The 23,130-nt window shown below is 50.3% G+C and carries 28 protein-coding genes; 17 read left to right on the top strand and 11 right to left on the bottom strand.

Going from position 1 to position 23,130, the window contains the following annotated elements; genetic code table 11:
* The 3 genes from OMP95_RS08910 to OMP95_RS08900 all read left to right on the top strand — a co-directional run.
* Nucleotides 1–174: DNA translocase FtsK (locus OMP95_RS08910; protein ID WP_266327958.1), on the top strand; the 174-nt coding region annotated here is incomplete at its 5' end.
* Nucleotides 175–244: 70 nt separating this feature from the next.
* The gene (gene lolA, locus OMP95_RS08905) at nt 245–880 is read left to right on the top strand and encodes an outer membrane lipoprotein chaperone LolA (RefSeq protein ID WP_266327948.1); all 636 of its coding nucleotides are present in this window, start codon (nt 245–247) and stop codon (nt 878–880) included.
* A complete protein-coding gene (locus OMP95_RS08900) occupies nt 877–2,202 on the top strand; it encodes a replication-associated recombination protein A (RefSeq protein WP_323135121.1) in 1,326 nt (441 codons plus the stop codon). The genes lolA and OMP95_RS08900 overlap by 4 nt, the downstream gene beginning before the upstream one ends.
* A gap of 42 nt (nt 2,203–2,244) precedes the next feature.
* Here OMP95_RS08900 and OMP95_RS08895 read toward each other — a convergent pair whose 3' ends face one another.
* The 3 genes from OMP95_RS08895 to OMP95_RS08885 are packed head-to-tail and all read right to left on the bottom strand — an operon-like array spanning nt 2,245 to nt 4,560.
* Nucleotides 2,245–3,003: a class I SAM-dependent methyltransferase gene (locus OMP95_RS08895; protein WP_266327946.1), complete on the bottom strand. Its 759-nt coding sequence runs from the start codon at nt 3,001–3,003 to the stop codon at nt 2,245–2,247.
* Nucleotides 2,996–3,982 (bottom strand): cytochrome D1 domain-containing protein, encoded by a 987-nt coding sequence (locus OMP95_RS08890; protein WP_266327944.1) that lies wholly within the window; start codon nt 3,980–3,982, stop codon nt 2,996–2,998. The genes OMP95_RS08895 and OMP95_RS08890 overlap by 8 nt, the downstream gene beginning before the upstream one ends.
* 14 nt (nt 3,983–3,996) lie before the next feature.
* A complete protein-coding gene (locus tag OMP95_RS08885; protein WP_266327942.1) occupies nt 3,997–4,560 on the bottom strand; it encodes an SRPBCC family protein in 564 nt (187 codons plus the stop codon).
* Nucleotides 4,561–5,069: 509 nt separating this feature from the next.
* On the opposite strand from OMP95_RS08885, the gene OMP95_RS08880 reads away from it, so the two are divergent.
* From OMP95_RS08880 to hisC, 10 genes are all read left to right on the top strand, one after another.
* Entirely contained in the window at nt 5,070–5,873 is an 804-nt protein-coding gene (locus OMP95_RS08880; RefSeq protein WP_266327940.1) for an ABC transporter ATP-binding protein, read from the top strand.
* Complete coding sequence (gene mlaE / locus OMP95_RS08875) at nt 5,870–6,652, top strand: lipid asymmetry maintenance ABC transporter permease subunit MlaE (protein WP_266327938.1); 783 nt, start codon at nt 5,870–5,872, stop codon at nt 6,650–6,652. The genes OMP95_RS08880 and mlaE overlap by 4 nt, the downstream gene beginning before the upstream one ends.
* Nucleotides 6,653–7,120, top strand: coding sequence for an outer membrane lipid asymmetry maintenance protein MlaD (gene mlaD, locus OMP95_RS08870; protein WP_266327936.1), 468 nt, complete (start codon nt 6,653–6,655; stop codon nt 7,118–7,120).
* On the top strand, nt 7,120–7,758 hold the full coding sequence (locus tag OMP95_RS08865) for an MlaC/ttg2D family ABC transporter substrate-binding protein (RefSeq protein WP_266327934.1): 639 nt from the start codon (nt 7,120–7,122) through the stop codon (nt 7,756–7,758). The genes mlaD and OMP95_RS08865 overlap by 1 nt, the downstream gene beginning before the upstream one ends.
* A complete protein-coding gene (locus tag OMP95_RS08860) occupies nt 7,755–8,060 on the top strand; it encodes an STAS domain-containing protein (RefSeq protein ID WP_266327932.1) in 306 nt (101 codons plus the stop codon). The genes OMP95_RS08865 and OMP95_RS08860 overlap by 4 nt, the downstream gene beginning before the upstream one ends.
* 21 nt (nt 8,061–8,081) lie before the next feature.
* Entirely contained in the window at nt 8,082–8,306 is a 225-nt protein-coding gene (locus tag OMP95_RS08855; protein WP_266327930.1) for a BolA family protein, read from the top strand.
* 29 nt (nt 8,307–8,335) lie between these two features.
* Nucleotides 8,336–9,616: a UDP-N-acetylglucosamine 1-carboxyvinyltransferase gene (murA, locus tag OMP95_RS08850; protein ID WP_266327928.1), complete on the top strand. Its 1,281-nt coding sequence runs from the start codon at nt 8,336–8,338 to the stop codon at nt 9,614–9,616.
* A 96-nt stretch (nt 9,617–9,712) separates the two neighbouring features.
* The gene (gene hisG, locus OMP95_RS08845; protein WP_266327926.1) at nt 9,713–10,357 is read left to right on the top strand and encodes an ATP phosphoribosyltransferase; all 645 of its coding nucleotides are present in this window, start codon (nt 9,713–9,715) and stop codon (nt 10,355–10,357) included.
* A complete protein-coding gene (gene hisD, locus OMP95_RS08840) occupies nt 10,350–11,651 on the top strand; it encodes a histidinol dehydrogenase (RefSeq protein WP_266327924.1) in 1,302 nt (433 codons plus the stop codon). The genes hisG and hisD overlap by 8 nt, the downstream gene beginning before the upstream one ends.
* Nucleotides 11,652–11,654: 3 nt before the next feature.
* Nucleotides 11,655–12,710: a histidinol-phosphate transaminase gene (gene hisC, locus OMP95_RS08835; RefSeq protein WP_266327922.1), complete on the top strand. Its 1,056-nt coding sequence runs from the start codon at nt 11,655–11,657 to the stop codon at nt 12,708–12,710.
* A 58-nt stretch (nt 12,711–12,768) separates the two neighbouring features.
* Here the strand turns inward: hisC and OMP95_RS08830 are convergent, their stop codons facing one another.
* Entirely contained in the window at nt 12,769–13,440 is a 672-nt protein-coding gene (locus OMP95_RS08830) for a DUF4124 domain-containing protein (protein ID WP_266327920.1), read from the bottom strand.
* Nucleotides 13,441–13,470: 30 nt separating this feature from the next.
* On the opposite strand from OMP95_RS08830, the gene OMP95_RS08825 reads away from it, so the two are divergent.
* Entirely contained in the window at nt 13,471–14,226 is a 756-nt protein-coding gene (locus OMP95_RS08825) for a sulfite exporter TauE/SafE family protein (protein ID WP_266327918.1), read from the top strand.
* A gap of 18 nt (nt 14,227–14,244) precedes the next feature.
* Here OMP95_RS08825 and pyrE read toward each other — a convergent pair whose 3' ends face one another.
* The 6 genes from pyrE to OMP95_RS08795 form a co-directional block, all read right to left on the bottom strand.
* Nucleotides 14,245–14,889: an orotate phosphoribosyltransferase gene (gene pyrE, locus OMP95_RS08820; protein ID WP_266327916.1), complete on the bottom strand. Its 645-nt coding sequence runs from the start codon at nt 14,887–14,889 to the stop codon at nt 14,245–14,247.
* Entirely contained in the window at nt 14,886–15,485 is a 600-nt protein-coding gene (metW, locus tag OMP95_RS08815) for a methionine biosynthesis protein MetW (protein ID WP_266327954.1), read from the bottom strand. Before metW ends, pyrE begins: the two co-directional genes overlap by 4 nt.
* 2 nt (nt 15,486–15,487) lie before the next feature.
* Nucleotides 15,488–16,645: a homoserine O-succinyltransferase MetX gene (gene metX / locus OMP95_RS08810; RefSeq protein ID WP_266327914.1), complete on the bottom strand. Its 1,158-nt coding sequence runs from the start codon at nt 16,643–16,645 to the stop codon at nt 15,488–15,490.
* Nucleotides 16,646–16,713: 68 nt separating this feature from the next.
* Entirely contained in the window at nt 16,714–17,283 is a 570-nt protein-coding gene (locus OMP95_RS08805; protein WP_266327912.1) for a YggT family protein, read from the bottom strand.
* Complete coding sequence (proC, locus tag OMP95_RS08800; protein ID WP_266327910.1) at nt 17,276–18,109, bottom strand: pyrroline-5-carboxylate reductase; 834 nt, start codon at nt 18,107–18,109, stop codon at nt 17,276–17,278. The genes OMP95_RS08805 and proC overlap by 8 nt, the downstream gene beginning before the upstream one ends.
* A 41-nt stretch (nt 18,110–18,150) precedes the next feature.
* A complete protein-coding gene (locus tag OMP95_RS08795; protein WP_266327908.1) occupies nt 18,151–18,849 on the bottom strand; it encodes a YggS family pyridoxal phosphate-dependent enzyme in 699 nt (232 codons plus the stop codon).
* A gap of 90 nt (nt 18,850–18,939) precedes the next feature.
* Between OMP95_RS08795 and OMP95_RS08790 the strand changes: the two genes are divergently transcribed.
* The 3 genes from OMP95_RS08790 to OMP95_RS08780 all read left to right on the top strand — a co-directional run bounded on the left by OMP95_RS08790 (nt 18,940) and on the right by OMP95_RS08780 (nt 22,151).
* Nucleotides 18,940–19,977 carry a type IV pilus twitching motility protein PilT gene (locus tag OMP95_RS08790; protein WP_266327906.1) on the top strand — a complete coding sequence of 346 codons (1,038 nt, stop codon included), beginning with the start codon at nt 18,940–18,942 and terminating at the stop codon, nt 19,975–19,977.
* An 11-nt stretch (nt 19,978–19,988) separates the two neighbouring features.
* Complete coding sequence (locus OMP95_RS08785) at nt 19,989–21,131, top strand: PilT/PilU family type 4a pilus ATPase (RefSeq protein WP_266327904.1); 1,143 nt, start codon at nt 19,989–19,991, stop codon at nt 21,129–21,131.
* A 177-nt stretch (nt 21,132–21,308) separates the two neighbouring features.
* A complete protein-coding gene (locus OMP95_RS08780; protein WP_266327902.1) occupies nt 21,309–22,151 on the top strand; it encodes an OmpA family protein in 843 nt (280 codons plus the stop codon).
* A 57-nt stretch (nt 22,152–22,208) separates the two neighbouring features.
* Here OMP95_RS08780 and OMP95_RS08775 read toward each other — a convergent pair whose 3' ends face one another.
* Nucleotides 22,209–23,024 carry a DUF2927 domain-containing protein gene (locus OMP95_RS08775; protein WP_266327900.1) on the bottom strand — a complete coding sequence of 272 codons (816 nt, stop codon included), beginning with the start codon at nt 23,022–23,024 and terminating at the stop codon, nt 22,209–22,211.
* Nucleotides 23,025–23,130: the final 106 nt, after the last annotated feature.

Below are 23,130 nucleotides of genomic sequence, written 5' to 3'. Positions count from 1 at the left end.
GGGCAAATTGTGACTGAAAGCTGGCGTGCCTCGGTATCCGGCATCCAGCGCCGACTCAAAATCGGTTATAACCGGGCAGCGCGGATTGTAGAAGCGATGGAGGCGGCTGGTGTTGTGTCTGCCATGCAGGGTAATGGCAGCCGGGAAGTACTGGCGCCACCACCACGCGATTAGTCCCTAGCTTCGAGAACTAAAGCTGAGATTAAAAGTCAGCTCAATACGCACGTAACTTTGGAGTCGTTTAATGACGCTTAACAGATCGCTGTTTTATTTTTTACTCAGCCTGCTGTGGACGAATCTGGCGCTGGCGCAAACATCGGGCAGCGAAAAACTGAATGCATTTGTGCAACAGGTTGGTACTTTCCAGGCGCAGTTTCAGCAGGTAGTCCTGGATCCGCAGGGCAATGTGATAGAAGAGGCACAAGGACAGTTTCAGCTGCAACGCCCCGGTAAGTTCAGATGGGATTATCGGCAGCCCTACCCGCAGCAGATTATCGCTGACGGGCAGAATGTCTGGTTTTATGATGTCGATCTGGAACAGGTAACGGTGAAATCTCAGCTGGAGGCTTTGGCGGAAACGCCAGCGACATTGTTGTCGGGTGATGTCGTGCCTGAAGACAAGTACCAGATAAGAGATGTGCCCTCTGACGATGGCTTGCAGTGGGTAGAGTTGATTCCCAAAGAAGCCGACTCCAATTTTCAGACTGTCACGTTGGCGTTTGATAACAACAGCCTGCAGCGGATGATCATGCAAGACAGCTTTGATCAACGTACCCGTCTGGTATTCAGTCAGGTCAAAGAAAATGTGACATTTGCTCAGGACGCGTTTGAGTTTACGCCGCCAGCGGGTGTTGATGTTGTGGGTGATACGCAACAGTGAGTTTGTTTGATCAGATAGACGATCTCGCCAGTCGACCTTTGGCCGATCGCATGCGGCCAAAAACGCTGGATCAATATATCGGCCAGTCGCATTTGCTCGGAGCGGGCAAACCCTTGCGCCAGGCAATAGCCTCGGGGCATCCGCATTCGATGATTTTCTGGGGGCCGCCCGGCACAGGTAAGACCACGCTCGCCAAATTGATTGCCGGCTACTGCGATGCCGAATTCTTGACCATTTCGGCGGTGCTGGCCGGGGTGAAAGAAGTCCGTGCCGCTGTTGCCCGGGCCCAGCAACTGCAACAGGAACAGGGCCGACGTACCATGTTGTTTGTCGATGAGGTGCACCGCTTCAACAAATCTCAGCAAGATGCCTTTCTGCCCTATGTGGAGGACGGCACTTTCACTTTTATTGGCGCCACCACCGAAAATCCGTCTTTTGAATTGAATAACGCCTTGTTATCAAGGGCCCGCGTCTATGTGCTCAAGTCGCTTGAGCCCGCCGATCTTCGCCAGATCATCGATCGGGCGATGCTCGATGCCGAATTAGGGCTGGCTGACAGAGGTATCAGCATTGCCGATGATTTAAGAGATCAACTGGCACAGACCGCGGATGGTGACGGCCGCCGGGTTTTGAACCTGCTCGAAATAGCCGTGGATCTGGCCGATAGCAAAGGACAGAAAGCGGTTGATGAAACTGATCTGGCAGAGGTATTGTCCGGCACTTTGCGTCGTTTCGATAAAGGCGGTGAAGCTTTTTATGATCAGATTTCCGCCTTGCATAAATCGGTACGCGGCTCTGCCCCCGATGCGGCTTTGTACTGGTTGTGCCGTATGCTGGACGGCGGCTGTGATCCGGTTTACCTGATGCGACGTGTGGTGCGTATGGCCGCGGAAGATATTGGTAACGCCGATCCGCGCGGTCTGCGTATCGCTCTGGATGCCTGGGAGAGTTTTGATAAACTGGGCAGTCCGGAAGGGGAGCTTGCGATTGCCCAAGCTGTGGTTTATCTGGCCTGTGCACCGAAAAGTAATGCGGTTTATACCGCTTTCAAGGCGGCTATGCATGATGTCCGGGCATATGGTTCTGTAGAAGTACCGGTGCACCTGCGTAATGCACCTACCAAACTGATGAAAGAGCTGGGTTATGGTAAGGAATACCGCTATGCCCATGATGAACCGGATGCTTATGCGGCGGGCGAGCAGTACTTCCCCGAATCTATGCGTGAACGTGAATATTACCAGCCGGTCAATCGCGGCCTGGAAATTAAGATAGCCGAGAAGCTGGCAAGGCTCCGGGAACTGGACAAGCAGTCCAGATCTTGAGAAACCGGCAGGAAGAGATTTTAGCCGAAACAGTTTGTTTATTTAAGAATTTACATATACATCGTAGCGGGTGTTTTTGCTTTCGATACTGACTGAAGGTTTGGCCCCACCAATAAAATCTGCGCCTTTCGGCCGTTTAACCACAACACGTTTGCGTGCCACCTCGCGGGCAGCGGTCAGCAGTGGACTGCTGTCAGTATCCGCGCCTATCAGCCGATGCAAAAGCTGCATTTCCTTTTTAACCAATGCAGATTTATCCCGCGATGGATACATGGGATCCATATAAACAACATCAGGATAATCTCCGACCGGAAGCTGTTGCAGGTAAAAAATGGCATCGCAGTGAATAATACGCATACGGGCGGCGATATCAGTAATTTCAGCGTGCGTTGCAGCCCGGGACACGGCATCTTCAATCAGAATGCTCATGAGCAGACTGCGTTCCAGCATGGTGATTTGGCAGCCCAGGCTGGCGATAACAAAGGCATCGCGGGCAAACCCCGCCGTAGCATCGATAACAGTGGGTAACTGACCTTTTTTCAGGCCGATGGCTTTTGCCAGCGGTTGACCGCGGCCACCACCAAATTTTCTGCGATGATCGTATTTACCGGTTTCAAAGTCGATGGCAACCGGTTTACCTAAATCCGGCACCTGCAATTGAACTTTTTGTTCGCTGACCAGAAGCTGGGGTAAGCCGGGATCGGGTTGACTGACAGCGACCGCCAGTCTGCCAGCCAGTTCATGGGCCCTGGTTAAGGCCTGATCATTGAGCGCTGCGACAGAATCAATCAATTTATTCAAGTTTAGTAATAAATCGTCCAAAGGCACGGCTGCCTTTATCGGTTGCAATGGTGTTAATCAGGGTCTCAGTCTCGGCGTCGATGATCGAGATGCTGCTACTGGCCCAGTTCGCGACATAGATAAAGCGGCCATCGGCGGTGGTATCAATGCCTTCAGGTGTATCTTCGACATCAACCGTGTTGGTAACCTGATTGGTCGCGGTATCAATGATAGAAATAGTACTCTCGTCCTGGTTGGTCACATAAAGTTTTTTTCCGTCCGGACTGACTACGGCACAATATGGCCATTCCCCCACGGGGATGGTGGTGAGTACTTTCGCTGTTTCGGTGTCGATTACGGTCACATTGCTGCTACGCACATTGACGCTGTATAAGTGTTTACCGTCAGGTGAAAGTGCCAGCCCGAACGGCGCTGTGCCTACATTGACACTGCGTACGACCTGGTTATTTTCCAGATTGATAAACGCCACAGCATTATCATCGCGGTTGGCGACATAGAGACGTTGGTTAGTCTCGTCGAGAATGAGGCCTGCGGGCGATTTCCCGACGCTGATCTGGTCCGTTATCTCCCCCGCTTGCGGGTCGATAACCGTTATGTTGTTATCGTACCAGTCGGCGACATAGACTTTATCACCGGCTTTGTTTGCAGTAATGCCGACCGGACCCGGGCCAACCTTTACTTGTTTGATCTCAGCGAGATTGTCCAGATCAATGATCGATACCGACTGGCCATCAGGGTTACTGATAAAAGCACGATGGCGCTCAGGGCTGAGGGCGATACCGGCAGGGCTTTTACCGACATTAATGGTTTTGATAACTTGCTGGGTTTCGGTATCAATCACACTGACATTATTGACCAGTTGATTGGTGACAAGCGCATACTGTATGTGATTTTGATCACAGGCATTCAGCATCAATATGGTGGCCAGAAAAAGAAAAAAGGCGACCCTGGATAAAGTCGCCTTCTTGTTTTTGGTCATGTTCTGAGCCGGCATTATTTTTCCATGATGGCTTTCAGATTTTCCAGACCGGATGTGTAAACACCTTTTATGGCATTTACCGCATCTGCGTCGCTTTGACCTTCCGGTACCGGTGGGTTATCCATGAATGAACGGTAGAATTTACCTTTCCATTTTACTTCTGAGCCACCATCTTTAGGCGTGACTGACAACCAGGCTTTGTAATTGGTGACAGGCAACGTGTAATAAGGCGTATCTTTGCTGTTGAAAGTAATGGTATTGACAACACTCATGTCCGTGATTTTGTAGATAAGCATCATTTTTTCATCATCTACTTTGTCGAGCTCTTCCGTAATAGTGGGGTTGCCCTCACTGTTAAGCGTCAGTACACGGGTTTTCTCATCTTTCAACTCAGTACTGGCAACAGCAGGATGCCAGTTGTGCAGACCGCCAAAATCCTTGACCATGGCCCAGACATCTTCAGGGGCGGCATTGATGGTGATTTTTTCTTCAACCATTTGACGGGTCGGACCGTGGGCGGCAGCGAGTATAGGCATGGCCATCAAGGCAACAGCAAAAAATTGCAACAACTTCTTCATTTATATTTCTCCGTTTTTTCAGCAAGTGCGATAAGGACGTTATCACAAGGATTCTGAACAGAATCTGAACAACATCGAGGTTAGGACCTGTTTATCTTTCATCTCCGCCTCTGTTGTGAGCTGAAAAAGCGTCAATTAAGGCGCGAGGAGAGCAGTTTAGTCATTTTAAACAAACGACGAGCAACGCAGAGTGGCGCTTTTTCAGCCACAACCCGGAGGGCTGGGGCTATTTTTGCGCCCAGCGGCGTTGTCAATCGCTCATGTAGAATGGTTACACCACGCTCTTTCCGCCTTGCCGGACACAAAAATAGCCTCCAGCAGTGGTGGATATGAAAGATAAACAGGCCCTAAAAGTTCCTATCCCCAGAAACTGGAATGCACACTCTAGCCGAACCGGATGAAATTTTCCATAGGAGTCGGTTTGTCGGTCCAAGCAGATTTGACTTAACCGAGGTTATTCACGAAAATTGGCGATCTTTATTTTTTAAATTGTAACGCTGGAGAAACCTGTGCCACTGGTAAAGATCAGGGACTTGCACTTTTATCGTGGTGATCGAGCCATTTTTGAAGGCGTGAATATTGATATTCAGCGTGGAAAAGTGACAGCGATCATGGGCCCGAGTGGTACTGGCAAGACCACATTGTTACGTTTGATAGGCGGGCAGCTCAGGCCGGATCAGGGTACCATTGAAGTCGACGGTCAGGACGTTCATAAACTTTCCCGCTCAGAGCTTTACGCATTGCGCAAGCGCATGGGTATGTTATTCCAAAGCGGTGCTCTGCTGACCGATATCGACGTGTATGACAATGTAGCGTTTCCTCTGCGAGAACATACCAAATTACCTGAGTCACTGATTCGTGATTTGGTATTGATGAAGTTACAGGCCGTGGGACTGCGTAATGCCAGAAGCCTGATGCCGAGTGAACTGTCGGGAGGAATGGCAAGACGGGTCGCCTTGGCTCGTGCCATGGCTTTGGAACCGATGATGATCATGTACGACGAGCCTTTCACCGGCCAGGATCCGATTTCGATGGGTACCTTGGTTAATCTGATACATCGTATTAATGACGCGATGGGACTGACCAGTATTGTGGTGTCCCATGATGTTAACGAAACGGCTGAAATTGCCGACTACATTTACCTGTTGTCTGGCGGCAAGGTGATTGAGCAGGGCTCACCGGTACAACTGAAGCGTTCTTCATCCCAGTGGGTGCAGCAGTTCATGCAGGGATTGCCGGATGGCCCGGTGCCGTTCCATTACCCCGGGGTTGGATATGCTGAAGATTTACTTAACCCAGAGGTGGACGCATGATAAATCTGATTCGCAGCCTTGGTCGCTGGGGACTGGGCACATTTGAACGACTGGGGCGTGGCCACCTGTTTCTGCTGCATATGCTGGCAGGGGTGCCCGAATTGTTTCTGCGCTTTTCGCTGGTTATCCAGCAAATGTATTCTGTAGGCGTATTGTCGATTTTGATAATTATGGTCTCAGGCTTGTTTGTTGGCATGGTGTTGGGGCTTCAGGGCTACAATACGCTGGTAGACTTTGGTGCCGAAGAGTCACTGGGTGTGCTGGTATCCCTGTCTTTGGTGCGTGAGCTGGGACCCGTGGTCAGCGCCTTGCTTTTTGCGGGACGTGCCGGTTCAGCGCTGACGGCAGAAGTTGGTCTGATGAAGAGCACCGAGCAGTTGTCCGGTATGGAAATGATGGCGGTGGATCCCATCAGACGTATCATTGCACCAAGGTTCCTGGCAGGTATTATTTCAATGCCACTGCTGGCGGCTATTTTCAGCGCGGTAGGTATTTGGGGCGCCTTCCTGGTAGGGCACGGCCTGTTGGGTGTGGATGACGGCGCATTCTGGTCACAGATGCAAGCCAAAACCGATCTGTATGACGATATTCTCAATGGTGTAATTAAAAGTGTGGTCTTTGGCTTTGTTGTAACCTGGATCGCTTTATTTGAAGGGCATGATGCCACGCCGACCTCTGAGGGGGTCGGAAGAGCAACGACTCGCACAGTTGTGCATTCCGCGTTTGCTATTTTAGGGCTGGACTTTGTGCTGACTGCGTTAATGTTTGGAGATGAATAAATGATGCAGAAAAAGAGTACCGAAATTACTGTCGGAATGTTTGTTGCTATAGGTCTGGCTGCACTGTTCGTGCTGGCAATGAAGGTCAGTAATCTGGGTGACTTTACCGATGAAACCGGCTATCAGCTTATCGCTGAATTTGAGAATACCGGTGGTCTGAAAGTTCGTTCGCCTGTGACCATGGCGGGCGTGCGTGTGGGACGGGTTGCCGCTATCAAACTAGACCCCCTCACTTATAATGCAAACGTGACACTGAACATATACCCTCAGTACGACAATATCCCCCTTGATACTTCAGCCAGCATTTATACAGCAGGTCTTCTCGGTGAGCAGTATATTGGTCTGGTTGCCGGTGCCGAAGAAGAATTTTTACAGCACGGGGATGTCATAGACTTAACTCAGTCTGCACTGGTGCTTGAGCAGGTGATTGGTCAATTCCTCTTTAGTAAAGCGGAAGGTGATGAATAATGAACATGTACAATAATTTGTTCACAAGATTGTTTATGGCTTTCATGGCGATTATGCTCGCTGTGGGTCCGCTGTCTCTGACAGCAGAAGAGATGCCGGAGCCTCAGGCTTTGGTTAAAATGGCTTCTGACGATATGCTTCTAGCCCTGAAAGAGCATAAAGCAGAACTGGAAGCCAACCCGGACAAGATCTTCAGGCTGGTTGAAGATATCCTGATACCGCATTTTGATTTTGAAAAAATGTCCAAACTGGCATTAGGCAAGAACTGGCGTCAGGCAGATGCGGATCAACGTGTCCGCTTTGTTGAAGAGTTCAGACTGCTTTTGGTCAGAACCTATGCAACGGCCATGCTGGAATACACTGATGAAGAGATACGCCTGTTACCTTTCCGTGATGATTTAAGCAAAAAGCGTGTCACTGTGCCGATGGAAGTGGTTCAGCCTTCCGGGCCGGCCATCCCAATGGCTTTGTCGTTGTATCAAAATAAAGAAAATGCCTGGAAAGTTTATGATGTCAAAATAGATGGCATTAGTCTGGTGACGAACTATCGCTCCAGCTTCGCTACGGAGATTCGCAATGATGGCATGGATAAGCTGATTGAAAATCTGGCCAAACGTAATGAAAAAGCCAAAGCATGAGTGATTTGTTTGCCATCAGATATGACAATGAAACACAAACGTTTCGTGTGAGCGGTGAGCTCAGTCTGGATTCCGCCGCCGCAGCAATGACGGCGGCAGAAGACTTGTTTAATTCGACTGCGGAGCTGGATATTGATCTGGCCGAAGTCTCCCGCAGCGACAGTGCCGGGCTGGCCTTGCTGATTGCATGGATGCGACAGGCAAAACAGTCAGAAAAGACTATTTCTTTCCGCCATCTGCCAGCACAAATGCTGGCCATTGCCAAAGCCAGTGGTCTTGATGAATTTTTACCCCTGAAATAGGCCTATCCAATAGAAGTTAATATGAATGCATCTGAAATAAAACAATTGATTGAAGCCGGATTGCCGGACGCCGAGGTTGAAGTGGTGGGTGATGATGGCCAGCATTTTGATGCGCGGGTAATAAGCCCGTCTTTTGCCGGGAAAACACTGGTCCAGCAACATAAAATGGTCAAAGAAACACTGGGCGATAAATTTACCAGTGGCGAGCTGCACGCGCTTTCTCTGAAAACCTCTGCGCCGCAGTAGCTGACTGCGTTCTTACTTTAAAGACTGATATGGATAAACTGATTATCAACGGTGGCGTCGCGCTTGATGGCGAAATCCGTATTTCCGGTGCCAAGAACGCTGCTTTACCGATTCTGATGGGCGCCTTGATGGCTGACTCACCGGTTCGCATCGGTAATGTACCGCATTTGCACGATATCACTACCACCTTGGAGTTGCTGGGGCGTATGGGTGTGACGCTCACAGTTGATGAACGCTCGGGCGTGGTGATTGATCCGGCAACACTGACAGATACTGAGGCCGCTTACGATCTGGTTAAAACCATGCGGGCGTCGATTCTGGTGTTAGGCCCCTTGCTGGCGAAATACGGCAAGGCGGATGTCTCCCTGCCCGGTGGCTGTGCCATTGGTTCCCGGCCGGTTGACCTGCACCTGCGTGGTCTGGAGCAGATGGGCGCTGAGATTAAAGTTGAAAACGGTTATATCCGTGCCACCAGTGGTAAAGGGCTGAAAGGCGCACATCTCTTTATGGACCAGGTCACAGTGACGGGTACGGAAAACCTGATGATGGCTGCGACCCTGGCACAGGGAACCACGACTATCGAAAACGCTGCACGTGAACCTGAAGTTATCGATTTGGCCAATTATCTGAACACCATGGGAGCCAGGATCAGCGGCATCGGCACCGCAACGCTGGTTATTGAAGGCGTTAAATCGCTGAGCGGCACCGAATACACCATTTTGCCGGATCGTATCGAAACCGGCACTTACCTGGTTGCGGCAGCGCTGACTAGAGGCAAGGTCAAACTGAAAGATACCGACGCCAATCAGCTGGAAGCGGTGTTGCTCAAGCTGGAAGAAGCGGGTGCCTGGATCGATGTGGGCAAAGACTGGATTGCACTGGATATGCGTGGCAACCGTCCGAAAGCTGTTAATATCCGTACCGCCCCTTATCCCGCGTTCCCTACTGATATGCAGGCTCAGTTTACCGCTTTGAATAGCATCGCTGAAGGCCCGTCCACCATCGTCGAAACAGTGTTTGAAAACCGCTTTATGCACGTGCAGGAAATGCAACGTATGGGGGCACAGCTGCAAATCGAAGGTAATACGGTCATGTGTCAGGGGCGTGAATCACTGACCGCTGCGCCGGTGATGGCAACGGACCTGCGGGCATCTGCCTGCCTGGTGCTGGCAGCCTTGGTTGCAGAGGGCGAAACCGAGGTCGATCGTATTTATCACATCGACCGCGGTTACGAATGTATTGAAGAGAAACTACAGCAACTGGGTGCTCGTATTCGTCGTATTCCCAGCTCGGTACGGGGAGAAGTGTAGTGGCCTGGGTAAAATGGTCATTTAGAAGCCTTCAATTCGTTCCCGGCAAGGCGCCGCTCGCGGGAATAGTGAGCATCTTTCCAAGAGGGGCACTATATGCCTGATTCATTGACATTGGCGTTGTCCAAAGGGCGTATCTTCAAAGAAACATTACCCTTATTGAAGGCGGCGGGCATTGAGCCGCTGGATGATCCGGAAACCAGCCGTAAACTGATTCTGGATACCAATTTGCCTGATGTGAAACTCATTATCGTACGTGCTTCCGATGTGCCGACTTATGTTGAATACGGCGGTGCCGATATCGGTGTGGCGGGTAAGGATGTATTGATGGAACATCCCCATGCCGAACTGTATGAACCGGTCGATCTGAAAATAGCCCAGTGTAAACTGATGACCGCTGGCAAACCCGATACACCTGTCAGTAACGGCCGTTTGAAGGTGGCGACCAAGTTTGTCGAGAGCACGCGCCGTTTTTATGCGGGAAAAGGCGATCAGGTGGAAATTATCAAACTCTATGGCTCAATGGAGCTGGCACCTTTGGTTGGACTCGCTGACCGTATCGTGGATGTGGTAGACACGGGGAATACCCTGCGGGCCAATGGTCTGGTGCCGATGGAGCATATTGCGGACATTAGCTCACGATTAGTAGTCAACAAGGCGTCGATGAAGATGAAACACAACCGTATACAGCGCTTTATCGAACAAATTCGCCAAGCAGTAAGGGAACAGAATAATGATTGATATTAAACAGTTGGATGCCGCAAGTACTGACTTTTGGCCGCAACTCGAACAGTTGCTGGCATGGGAAGGGGTTTCTGATGAAGCGGTCAGTAATATCGTAAAGGAAATCCTGGCAGCGGTGAAATCCGAAGGCGATAAAGCGGTGCTGGAATACAGCCGTCGTTTTGACCGCATCAAAGCTGAAACGGTTGCCGATCTGGAAATTTCCCTCGAACGTGCCCGGACAGCCCTCGATAATATTCCACAGGAACAACGGCAGGCACTGGAAATTTCAGCCGAGCGCGTCCGCAAATATCATGAACATCAGAAACAAGATTCATGGAGCTATACCGAGATAGACGGTACGGTATTGGGCCAGCAGGTATCATCGCTGGACCGGGCCGGTTTGTATGTACCCGGTGGTAAGGCCGCTTATCCTTCATCGGTATTGATGAATGCAATTCCGGCCAAGGTTGCCGGTGTCAAAGAGCTGATCATGGTGGTGCCGACACCGGACGGTGAGGTGAACGAACTGGTGCTGGCGGCAGCGGCGATTGCCGGTGTCGACCGTATTTTTGCTGTCGGTGGTGCGCAGGCGGTGGCGGCATTAGCCTACGGTACGGAAACCATTCCGCAGGTCGATAAGATTGTCGGTCCCGGCAATATCTTTGTCGCGACGGCCAAAGGCATGGTATTCGGCACTGTCGGTATTGATATGATTGCCGGCCCGTCCGAGATTCTGGTGATCTGCGATGGTAAAACCAATCCGGAATGGATTGCGATGGACTTGTTCTCCCAGGCCGAACATGATGAAGATGCACAATCTATTCTGATTTCACCGGATGCCAAGTATCTGGCTGAAGTCAAAGCAGCCATTGATCGTCTGTTGCCCACCATGGAACGTAAAGACATTATCACCACTTCGCTGACCAGCCGCGGCGCGCTGATCCACGTTGCCGATATGGATGAGGCGGTGGAAGTCGCCAACTTTATTGCGCCGGAGCACCTCGAGTTGTCGGTGGAGGAGCCGATGGCCATGGCGAAAAAAATCCGCCATGCCGGTGCCATTTTTATGGGACGTTATACGCCGGAAGCGTTGGGCGATTACTGTGCAGGACCTAACCATGTATTGCCGACTTCACGCACCGCACGTTTCAGCTCGCCATTGAGCGTCTATGACTTTCAGAAACGTTCCAGCTTGATTCACGTGTCGTGTGTGGGCGCGCAGAGTCTAGGTCAAATTGCATCAGTGCTGGCCCGTGGTGAAAGCCTGACGGCACACGCCCGCAGCGCCGAATATCGACTGAAGAGCTGATCAATGAGCCGGTTCTGGAGCGCGTTTGTTCATAACCTCGAACCTTATGTGCCTGGCGAACAGCCCAAAATGGCGAACCTGGTCAAGCTGAACACCAATGAAAATCCCTACGGCCCTTCGCCCAAAGTGCTGGAAGCCATTCGTCTTGGCGTCAGTGATACCTTGCGGCTCTATCCTGATCCGGCCGCGCATGACTTGAAACAGGCAATCGCCGATTATTATCTGGTCAATACCGCCAATGTTTTTATTGGTAATGGCTCGGATGAGGTGTTGGGGCATATTTTTCATGCCCTATTCCAGCATGAGCTGCCGTTGTTGTTTCCGGATATCACTTACAGTTTTTATCCGGTCTACTGCCAGCTATACAAAATTGATTATCAGACGATCCCGCTCACTGCCGATTTTAATATTGATGTTGATGATTATCTGCAAAGCAATGGCGGGATTGTTTTCCCCAACCCCAATGCACCGACGGGTTGTTTGCTGGCTTTGGCAGACATCGAGCGCCTATTGCAGAAAAATACAGATTCGGTCGTGGTGGTCGATGAAGCGTATATTGATTTTGGCGGTGAGACCGCGATTGCGCTGATCGGACGCTATCCCAACTTGCTGGTGACACAAACCTTCTCCAAGTCGCGATCCCTGGCCGGCATGCGTATCGGCTTTGCGGTAGGTCATTCTGACCTGATTGAGGCACTGGTGAGAGTCAAGGACAGCTTTAATTCCTATCCCCTTGACAGTCTGGCGATAGCGGCGGGTACGGCGGCAATAAAAGATAAAGCTTATTTCCGTGAAACCTGCGATAAGGTTATCAGCAGTCGTGAAAAAGTGATTACTTCATTAAACGAACTCGGTTTTGAAGTATTGCCATCGGCCGCCAATTTTGTGTTTGCACGTCATCCGGAAATCGATGCGGCTGAGATAGCGGCAGGCTTACGTAAAGAAGGCGTGATAGTGCGTCATTTCAATAAACGGCGCATTGATCAGTTCTTGCGGATCACGATTGGCACGCCGACGGAAAATCAGCATATGTTATCTGTGCTGGATACCCTGATCTGAAATTAGCAACCGGCGCTGAATAGATCTCTTGCAGAACCCGCTGATCTGAAATTAACAATCAGCGATTATTCCTTGCCTCAAGCAGGGCACGTAAACGTGACAGATCGCGGCTGTAATTGTCAGATAATGTTTCTATTTCAGACTGTAATTGTTCAATGGCCTGCTGACGAACCGCAATTTCCTGCTGGGTGGTATCCAGCCTTTTTTGCATGTTTTTGCTGATCTTGCCACCACTGAGCTCCTTGTCTGCAGCTTCTTTTTGCAAATCAAGCAGATACTTTTCCAGTTTGGGCAGTTTTTCCTGATGAATGGCAATCTGTTCTTTGCGATAGTTCAGATCTGTATCTCTGGCGCGAATAAGTTCAGCTTCGTTCTGATATGTCGTCAGTAGAGTATGATCATATATAGCGCGTTTCTGGCGCTGTTTCTCTGCTTCCTGCGCCGCGATTTCAGCTTGTCGTTTCGCTTCGGCTTCCCGTTGCTGTTGTTTTTTCAGTTCAACAATTTCATCGGCTGTGGGAGCGGGCGTCACACGCTCAATCAGTCGCATCGACTTATCATCCACTATGTCATAGCCTCTCTGGGCTGCTTCCGGTGGCAGACTCCGGCTTAATGTCAGCACACCATTTTCATCGACAAAGCGATATAGCTGGCCGGCAACAGAGAAAACGGAAAAGGAAATAAGACAAAGTGCGCTAATGCTGAGACAAACAATTTTACGTATCATCATGGCTTCATTCTAAAGTGAGTCATCAAAAAGTTGAACCTGTTTGAGCAATTTATCCTGTTTCTGGTGTCATTGGTAGCCAATACCTTTTCTGCGTTCAGCGGTGGAGGCGCCGGCCTTGTTCAGTTTCCGGTGCTGATCTTTCTCGGGCTCAGTTTTGCCGTGGCACTCGCTACCCATAAAGTGGCCAGTGTTGCGCTGGGATTGGGTGCGGTATTGCGCTACCTGTCGACCAGTAATCTGGAACGCCAGCTTGTTTTGCTGATGTTGTTGGCAGGGATACCCGGCGTGGTATTAGGCGGCAGTCTGATTTTATTGGTGCCGGATCGCTGGGCAGAGATTGCGCTGGGCCTGTTAACCGGCGGGCTGGGTGTTTTTTCCATGCTCAGGCCGCAATTAGGTCAGCAGTATTTGCCGCAGCACCGGGACCGGCCTGGTTATATTTATGGCGGTTTGATGCTGTTCTTTCTGGGGTTTCTTAATGGCTCCCTGACTTCTGGTACCGGTCTGTTTGTAACCATCTGGCTGGTGTTGTGGTTTGGTATGGATTATCAACGTGCAGTCGCTTATACGCTGATTATGGTCGGTCTGTTCTGGAATGGCAGTGGTGCGATCACGCTGGGGATATTAGGCGAGATTCGCTGGGAGTGGTTGCCCGCTTTATTAGCGGGCTCTTTACTGGGCGGTTATCTGGGTTCGCATCTTGCCATCAAACATGGCAATCGCTGGATAAAACGGGCTTTTGAGTTAGTCACTTTGTTGATATCAGTGAAATTGATTTGGGGCTGAAACCACCATGTTATGAGTTTAGGCAACACCGTATTGTTGCTGGTAAGCCCGGACCGCAGGTAGATGTTCAGCCAGCTCGGTATTGTCTTCCAGATAACCCAGCAAGTTGTTAAGGCAGACAATGTGCAGCACAGGGATACCATGCTCTGCCTGTACCTCCTGGATAGCGGATAATTCGCCTTTGCCGCGTTCCTGACGATCCAGCGCGATAATCACACCGGCAGGTTCAGCGCCAGCAGCGCGAATGATATCGACCGATTCACGAACAGAAGTACCGGCTGAAATCACATCATCAATAATCAGCACTTTGCCTTTCAGCTCGGCGCCGACCAGCAAACCGCCTTCACCGTGGTCTTTGACTTCCTTGCGGTTAAAAACATAAGGTACATCACGCTGATGCTGGTCGGCTAAGGCTACAACCGTGGTTGAAACCAGTGGAATGCCTTTATATGCCGGCCCGAACAATACATCAAACTCAACGCCGGACTCGGCAATGGTCCGGGCATAGAAACGCCCCAGCCGAGCCAGGCTGACACCGCTGTTAAACAAGCCGCTGTTAAAGAAATAAGGGCTCTGGCGGCCGGATTTCAGCGTGAAAGAGCCGAAACGTAATACACCTGTTTGCAGGGCAAATTCTATAAAATCGCGTTGATAATCTTTCATTGTTTTGCCTGTTGCTGGACCAGATAAACAGCAATCTGGCCAAATAAGTTTGGCATCAGCTTAATGCCCAGAGTGTCTTTGTGTTCGTGGTTGACGATACTGTGCCTGAGCACTTTGAGTTGATGCTGATCGCAAAGCTGTTCAAAATCCTGAATCGTGCAAAGATGAATGTTAGGTGTTTCATACCAGGCATTAGGCAGGGTCTTGGAGACCGGCATACGCCCCCCCAGTGCAAGCTGGGCCCGGCACTGCCAGTGACCGAAATTGGGAAAGCCGATAATGCCTTTTTTACCGACCCGCACGATCTCGCGCAGCAGAAAATCAGGCCGCTGAATGGCTTGCAAGGTTTGTGACAGGATGACGAAGTCGAAGCTTTGATCGGCAAACTGTGACAAACCTTCATCAAGATCAGCCTGAATCACGTTAACGCCGGCCTTGATACAGTCAGCAAATTTACTGTTGTCAATTTCCAGACCATAGCCGCTGATGCCACGTTGTTGCAGATGACTGAGCAGGGTACCGTTGCCGCAACCGAGGTCGAGCACCCTGGCGCCATCCGGAATCCAGTCACTGATGATTTGCTGATCAATACGCAGATTCATGACGAGGCTCCTTCAAGTTCAATCGCCACCTGCTGCATATAGGCCTGAAATATCTCCATGTAACGCGATATCGGCATCAAAAAGGCATCATGTCCCTGATGGGCTTCAATTTCTGCATAGCTGACCGATTTGCCGGCTGCCAGCATGGCGTTGACGATCTCACGTGAGCGCATCGGTGAAAAACGCCAGTCGCTGGTAAATGAAACAACTAATGCCTTGGCTTTGATATGAGCAACCGTTGCAGTCAGATCATGATTAAATTCTTTGGCTGGATCAAAATAGTCGAGCGCTTTGGTCATTAACAGATAAGTGTTGGCATCGAAACGTTCAACGAAGCTGGTGCTTTGATGACGCAGATAACTCTCGATTTGGAATTCGACATCATAGCCATACTGGATGGCACCGCTGCGCAATTCGCGGCCGAATTTCTGCCCCATGGCTTCATCGGAAAGGTAGGTGATATGCCCCAGCATCCGGGCCAGCCCCAGTCCATGCCGGGGTACAGTCTGATGCGCCATGTAGTGTCCGTCATGGAAATCGGGATCAGACTTGATGGCGGTGCGTGCGACTTCATTAAAGGCGATGTTTTGAGCCGATAATTTGGGGGCCGCCGCGATGATCAGAGCGTGGCGCAGGCGGTCGGGCAGGCTGATCGCCCATTGCAATGCCTGCATGCCGCCCAGACTGCCGCCGATAACCGCCGCCCATTGCTCAATTTGCAGATGATCGGCCAATACCGCCTGACTGCGCACCCAGTCGGGTACGGTAACGATAGGGAAATCCGGTCCGTATAAATTGCCGGTATCCGGGTTGATGGTAATTGGGCCGGTGGAACCTTTGCAGCCACCGAGGTTATTCACACTTACCACAAAGAAGCGGTTGGTATCGATAGCTTTGCCGGGGCCGATAGCTGTATCCCACCAGCCTGGTTTACGATCTTCCATGGCATGATAACCAGCCGCATGATGATCGCCAGACAAAGCATGGCAGATCAAGACGGCATTGGAATGCTCAGCATTCAGCTCACCGTAGGTTTCATAGACCAGATCGTAACTTGACAGCGTACGACCGCAGTCCAGCTGCAGTGGTGTATCAATATGCAAAATAGAAGGCGTTACCAGGCCAACAGAATCGGCTGGTATGAATTCCGGCATAAAGGGTTGATTCCTGTTGAAAAAGCGTTAAGTCTAATAATACTGTGGTTTTGGCGCAATCCTTACTGTCAGATCCGACCCGTCAATAACGGCATCACCAGCATCGATAACACCTGCAGGCCCAGTAATACAAACAGCGGTGACAGATCAATACCGCCTAATGGCGGAATCAGGCGGCGCACCGGTCGCAGTAAAGGCGCATTCATTTTGCTGATAAGAGCGGCCACTGGGTTATAACTACCGGTAGCAACGCTGACCCAGCTCAAAATCACTTCAATAATGATGCTGACGGTAAAAATGCTGATAAAGAGCGAAAACATTTCAGCTACCACCAGGCGCAACAGCATGATGCCAGAGGGTAATCCACCCATGATGAAGCCGACCACCAGTAGTTTCAGCAACGTCACCAGAACCAGCAACACGATAGTGGCGGTATCCCAGCGTCCCATGGCCGGCAGGAATTGGCGCAAAAATTTCACCGGCACTTGCGTGGCTTTGATAATAAATTGCACCAGAGGGTTATGATATTCCCAGTTTGCCCACTGCATAACCAGGCGTAGTGCTACCACTACCATGTATAAGTAAAACAGGGTTTCAATAACAAAAATCAGGGGATTGGCCAGATAACTGTTAGTCATGATCTTGTCCTAGTTGCAAAGCCAGTTCGTCGGCGCGTTGCGCGGCAGCAGCTAAAGCGCGGTTGAATAAACCACGTAAATCACCTTGTTCCAATTCGTTTAATGCGCGTTCGGTTGTGCCGCCGGGTGATGTCACCTGCTGGCGTAATACACCGGCGGACTCGTTACTTTCCAGCGCCATCTTGGCGGCACCAAAAGCCGTTTCCAGGGCCAGCAATCTGGCGGTATCTTCCGGTAGTCCTAACGTTGTTCCCGCTGCCTGCATGGCTTCCATTACCAGGAAGAAATAAGCAGGGCCACTGCCTGACAGCGCTGTTACCGCATCCATCTGTTTTTCATCAGCTACCCACAGGGTCAGGCCCACGGCCCGCAGAATCGATTCGGCCAGTTCATGCTGTTCCCTATCAACATGGGCATTGGCACACAGCGCCGTTGCGCCTGCCTGAACCAGAGCAGGGGTGTTGGGCATGGCCCGCACAATCGCCGCATTGTCATGGGCCAGCCAGCGGGCGATGGCATCCAGTCTGATACCGGCCGCAACGGAAATCAGCAATGTACCCGCTGACCAGTGTGTTGAGAGTTGCCGGACCGCCTGCTGAAGTTGCTGTGGTTTGACCGCCAGAATAATCACGTCAGCACCGGTGATAGCTTCAATATTGTCATTGAATGTGCGAACCGGGTAACGGGCGGAGAGCGTTTGCAGCGACTCCGCATTGGTATCGGCAACATGAATGTTGCCAGCGTCAAAACCGTTGGCGATAAGTCCGCCTATCAAGCTCCGGGCCATGTTGCCGCCACCGATAAAAGCGAGTGTGCATTGTTTCATTGAGCCACCTTTGTGTTCATATCTTGAATTAACATTAATATTTATTCTGACTTGTTTGTATCACGCTGGCCAAACAAAGCAGTGCCGATTCGTACCATGGTACTGCCTTCGCTGATAGCCGCCTGCATATCGCCAGTCATGCCCATCGATAAGGTATCAATATCAGGATACGCTGCCTGTAATTTTTCAAACAACTGATGTGCACGGTAAAAGGCATCCCGTTGCTCTGTGTCATGTTCATGTCTGGCAGGAATTACCATCAAACCACGCAGTTTGAGTCTGTCCAATGGCTGGATGGCCGCTGCAAAAGCCATTACCTCATCCTCGGTGACACCGGATTTGCTGTCCTCGTTATCAATGTTGACCTGAATGCAGATATTAAGAGGCGGTAATTCGGCAGGCCGATGTTCATTAAGACGTCTGGCGATTTTGAGCCGGTCAACACTCTGTGCCCAGTCAAAACAGGCTGCGATATCACGAGTTTTGTTCGATTGAATCGGGCCGATGAAATGCCATTCCAGATCAAGACCTTTCAGCGCCCGTATCTTCTCATGTGCTTCCTGCAGATAATTTTCACCAAATAGTCGCTGTCCCTGCCGGGCCACTTGCTTTAATGTTTCTGCTGGCCAGGTTTTACTGACAGCCAGCAGCTGCACCGTATTTTGATTGCGTCCGGCATCTTTTTCTGCCTGGCGGATGGTGTCGAGAATTGTCTGCAGGTTTTTTTTTATCTCTGTCATGTTGCAAGCCTTCGATTAGCGCGCTACCTTTATACCAATCGCTTCATAAAGAAAGCCAATAGACTACTACAATCAGTTTAGGGAACGCGGATGGATATTACTGAATTGCTCTCTTTTAGTGCAAAGAACAAGGCATCGGATTTACATGTCTCCGCAGGTGAACCCCCCATGATCAGGGTCGATGGCGATGTGAAGCGTATCAATCTGCCGCCGATGGAACATAAAGAAGTCCACGCGATGATTTATGACATCATGAATGACAAGCAGCGCAAGGATTTTGAAGAGTTTCTGGAAGCCGACTTTTCATTTGAGATTCCGAATCTGGCCCGTTTCCGCGTCAATGCATTCAACCAGAACCGCGGTGCCGCAGCTGTTTTCCGGACTATTCCCTCCAAGGTGCTGACCCTTGAAGAGCTGGGCGCGCCGGAAATATTCAAACAAATCTCTGATAACAACCGCGGCATTGTGCTGGTAACGGGACCGACCGGTTCCGGTAAATCCACCACACTGGCGGCCATGCTTAACTATCGGAATGAAAAAGATAACGAGCATATCCTCACGATTGAGGATCCGATCGAATTTGTTCATCAAAGTAAAAAATGTCTGGTGAACCAGCGTGAAGTGCATCGTGACACTTTGGGTTTCAGTGAAGCTCTGCGCAGTGCTTTGCGGGAAGATCCGGATATTATTCTGGTGGGTGAGCTGCGCGATCTGGAAACCATTCGTCTTGCGCTGACAGCGGCGGAAACCGGTCACCTGGTATTTGGCACCCTGCATACCTCGTCGGCAGCCAAAACTATCGACCGTATTATTGACGTATTTCCCGCTGCCGAGAAAGATATGGTGCGTTCGATGCTGTCCGAATCGTTGCGTGCGGTTATTTCTCAGACGCTGATGAAAAAAGTCGGTGGCGGCCGTATTGCAGCCCATGAGATCATGATCGGCACACCGGCCATTCGTAACCTTATTCGTGAAGACAAAGTGCCGCAAATGTACTCTGCCATTCAGACGGGTGGTGCGCTTGGTATGCAAACCCTGGATCAGTGTTTGCAGGATTTGGTACGCAGACAGCAGGTGCTCAAACAGGAAGCCCTGCCAAGAGCTGTTAATAAAGACTTATTCCGTTAGGAGTTAAAACGATGGAAATCGTGACTATTCTGAAAGCCGCTGTCAAGCACGATGCCTCGGATATCTTTGTGACGGCCGGCCGGCCGGTCACGCTCAAAGTGAGCGGTCGGATGGCAACGCTGTCGCAAGAGGCACTTGCCGATGATGAAGCACGCGATTTGGTGCTCAGCACCATGTCAGATGACCAAAAGAGAACTTTCGAGCGTGACAAGGAGTGTAACTACGCTATCGATACCAAGGGTGCAGGCCGTTTCCGTGTCAGTGCCTTGTATCAGCGAGGGCGTATTGCCATGGTAATGCGTCTGGTTAAAGATGATATTCCGACCATTGAGGAACTGCATCTGCCGGAGATCATCAAAGAGCTATCAATGACCAAACGCGGCCTGGTGATTTTTGTGGGGGCAACCGGTAGTGGTAAATCTACCACACTGGCAGCGATGGTTGGCTACCGTAACCAGAACAGCACGGGCCATATCCTGACTATTGAGGATCCCATTGAATTCAATCATAAACATGCCGGCTGTGTGATTACGCAACGCGAGGTTGGTGTTGATACCGAATCCTACGGCATCGCCTTGAAGAACTCTTTACGTCAGGCACCCGATGTGATTCTGATTGGTGAAATTCGTGCCCGTGAGACCATGGAATACGGGATTGCTTTTGCCGAAACCGGACATCTCTGTTTATCTACCTTACATGCCAACAATGCCAATCAGGCAATGGATCGTATTATCAATTTCTTTCCGGAAGAACGTCATAAACAGCTGTTTCTGGATTTGTCGCTCAATCTGAAAGCGGTAGTGGCGCAACGTCTTATTCCTAAAAAAGATGGCACAGGCCGGGCCGTCGCAGTGGAAGTCCTGCTTAACACGCCTCTGATCGGGGATTTGATTGAAAAGGGCAAGGTGGCCGAAGTTAAGGATGTCATGAAGCGTTCAAGGGAACTGGGTATGCAAACGTTCGACCAGGCTGTGTATGACCTCTACAAAGCGGGTGAGATTTCCTATGAGGATGCATTGAAGAATGCGGACTCAACTAATGAGGTCCGCCTGATGATCAAGCTGGGTGCAGAGTCTGGTGAATTACCGGAAGACGAGGCCATTCAGGGGCTGTCATTGGAGCCTGATGATGAAGGTGTTATTGGCAGAATGTAAACGCTGTAGCAAATTTGATACATTTTAAAAACGAAAATTCAGAAACTTATTAGACTGTACTTGAATTTCGGTTTATGATGTGGTCAAACTACAACAGTCTGGTGTCTGTATGGATTTACGCCATCCCGACGTCTTTGCCAGTTTTTTACTTAATTACCGGAAGATAAGGAAGACAATATGAAACTATCAGGTAAATTATTAGCTGCAGCCTTTGCTGTCGCGTTGCTCGCGGGTTGCGCTGGTCCTAATCAGCGTGTGTCTGACAATAACTTTGTATGTGCTGCTCTGGGTGGTTTAGCCGGTGGTGCCGGTGCTGCTGCTGTTGGTGGCTCAAGTAGTGCTACTGCCGGTGGTGCTGCGGCCGGTGCAATTCTGGCCCTGGTATTGTGCTCTGGTGATGATGCCGAAGCCGCCCCTATGGTAGAAGAGCCCGTTTGTCCGATGACGCCACCACCTGGCGCATTGCTTGATGCAAATGGCTGTGCTTTTGACACAGATGGTGACGGTGTCTATGACGGCATTGATCTTTGCCGCAACACACCGGAGGGTGTGACAGTAGATCGTGTTGGTTGTCCGCTGGACTCTGACAAAGATGCTGTTGCCGACTACCTTGACTTGTGTCCGGGTACGCCTGAAGGCACTATCGTTGACCAGGACGGTTGTCCTCTGCCAGGTGAAACCCTGTTGTCTTTGACGGGAGTGAACTTCGAGTTCGACAAAGCAACGTTGACTCCGGAAGCGAAACAAATTCTGGAAGAAGCGGTGACGGTACTGAAAGATACTGACGGTATCGTTGAAGTACGTGTTGAAGGTCACACTGATAGCATTGGTACCGAAGAATATAACCAGAAACTGTCACAGGCGCGTGCAGAAGCAGTGGTTGAGTACCTGACCTCTCGCGGTCTCGATGGTCGCAATCTGCTGCCAATCGGCATGGGTGAAAACTTCCCGGTTGCTGACAACAATACTGAAGCAGGCCGTGCTGCTAACCGCCGTGTTGACTTTGTTGTTAATCAATAATCTCGACGGTTAATCAAAACTAAGAAGGCCCTGCTAGTCAGGGCCTTTTTTTGTTTGTCAGTCGAGCAATGTTTCCAGCCCTTGCTGTCTTACCAGCCGATCAGCCTGAAGCAGTTGCGCTGCGACCCCGGCTTTCTGGATCATGGTTTGCAGCTTCTGACGGACTTGGTCTGTGTCCATGCCTGTTGTGAGTTCAGGACTATACAAAAGCTTCAGTAATATATAGTCCAGTCCTGTCAGAAAATCATTAAAAGAATAATCGTTAAAGATTGAGGGATATACTTCAGTTGAGTCATTTGGCATGCCGAGAATCTGGGTTAATTCCTCCACAATACAGGCCAGCAACTTGCCATGCGCCCGGGCGCGATCAACAGGGATGATGACAACGGCGCTTTCGATGGCTGAATGCTGATTGGTTTTGAAGCGGGCAATACAAACACTTCCGTGACTTATTTGTTTGCGCAGCGCCTCGTTACTAAGGCCTAAATCACGACTTAACTCATTGTAGAGTTGCTCTTCGGATGAAAAAATGATTCTGACATTAAAGCCGGTAGCTGATGAGGCCGGTACTATTTCAAGTCCGGTAATAGCTGATAAATGTTGAAATTGTTGATAGACCAGTCTCTTGTGCAACTGCTGATCACCGGTGCGATCCTCTATTTGATAACTGATAGGGACTTGCCACTTGTGTAATCTGCCATCACTGGGACCGTGTTCATTTTGCATGGCAACACTGAGAAAGCTGTTGATGATGTAATCTGGTTGGTGCCAGTGCGGACTGTCTGCAGATAAATCACCGGCCAAACAGGCCAACAAGGCAGAGCAGAATAGCAAGGACAACGGTTTAGCTATGGCTCTGGTACTTAAATTCATAAATTATGACTATTTCAGTGGGCATTCAAAAACCGCTCGACAAGGCGCCTGCTCGCAAGATTTAGTGATTCTACATCAAGTAGGGGATTGTCGGACTTGGGTCTGT

Origin of the sequence: Methylophaga sp. OBS4, from assembly GCF_026319305.1 — a bacterium.
GTDB lineage: Bacteria > Pseudomonadota > Gammaproteobacteria > Nitrosococcales > Methylophagaceae > Methylophaga.
Note: the sequence above shows the minus strand (reverse complement) of the source record. Positions and strands in the feature narration are given on the sequence as shown.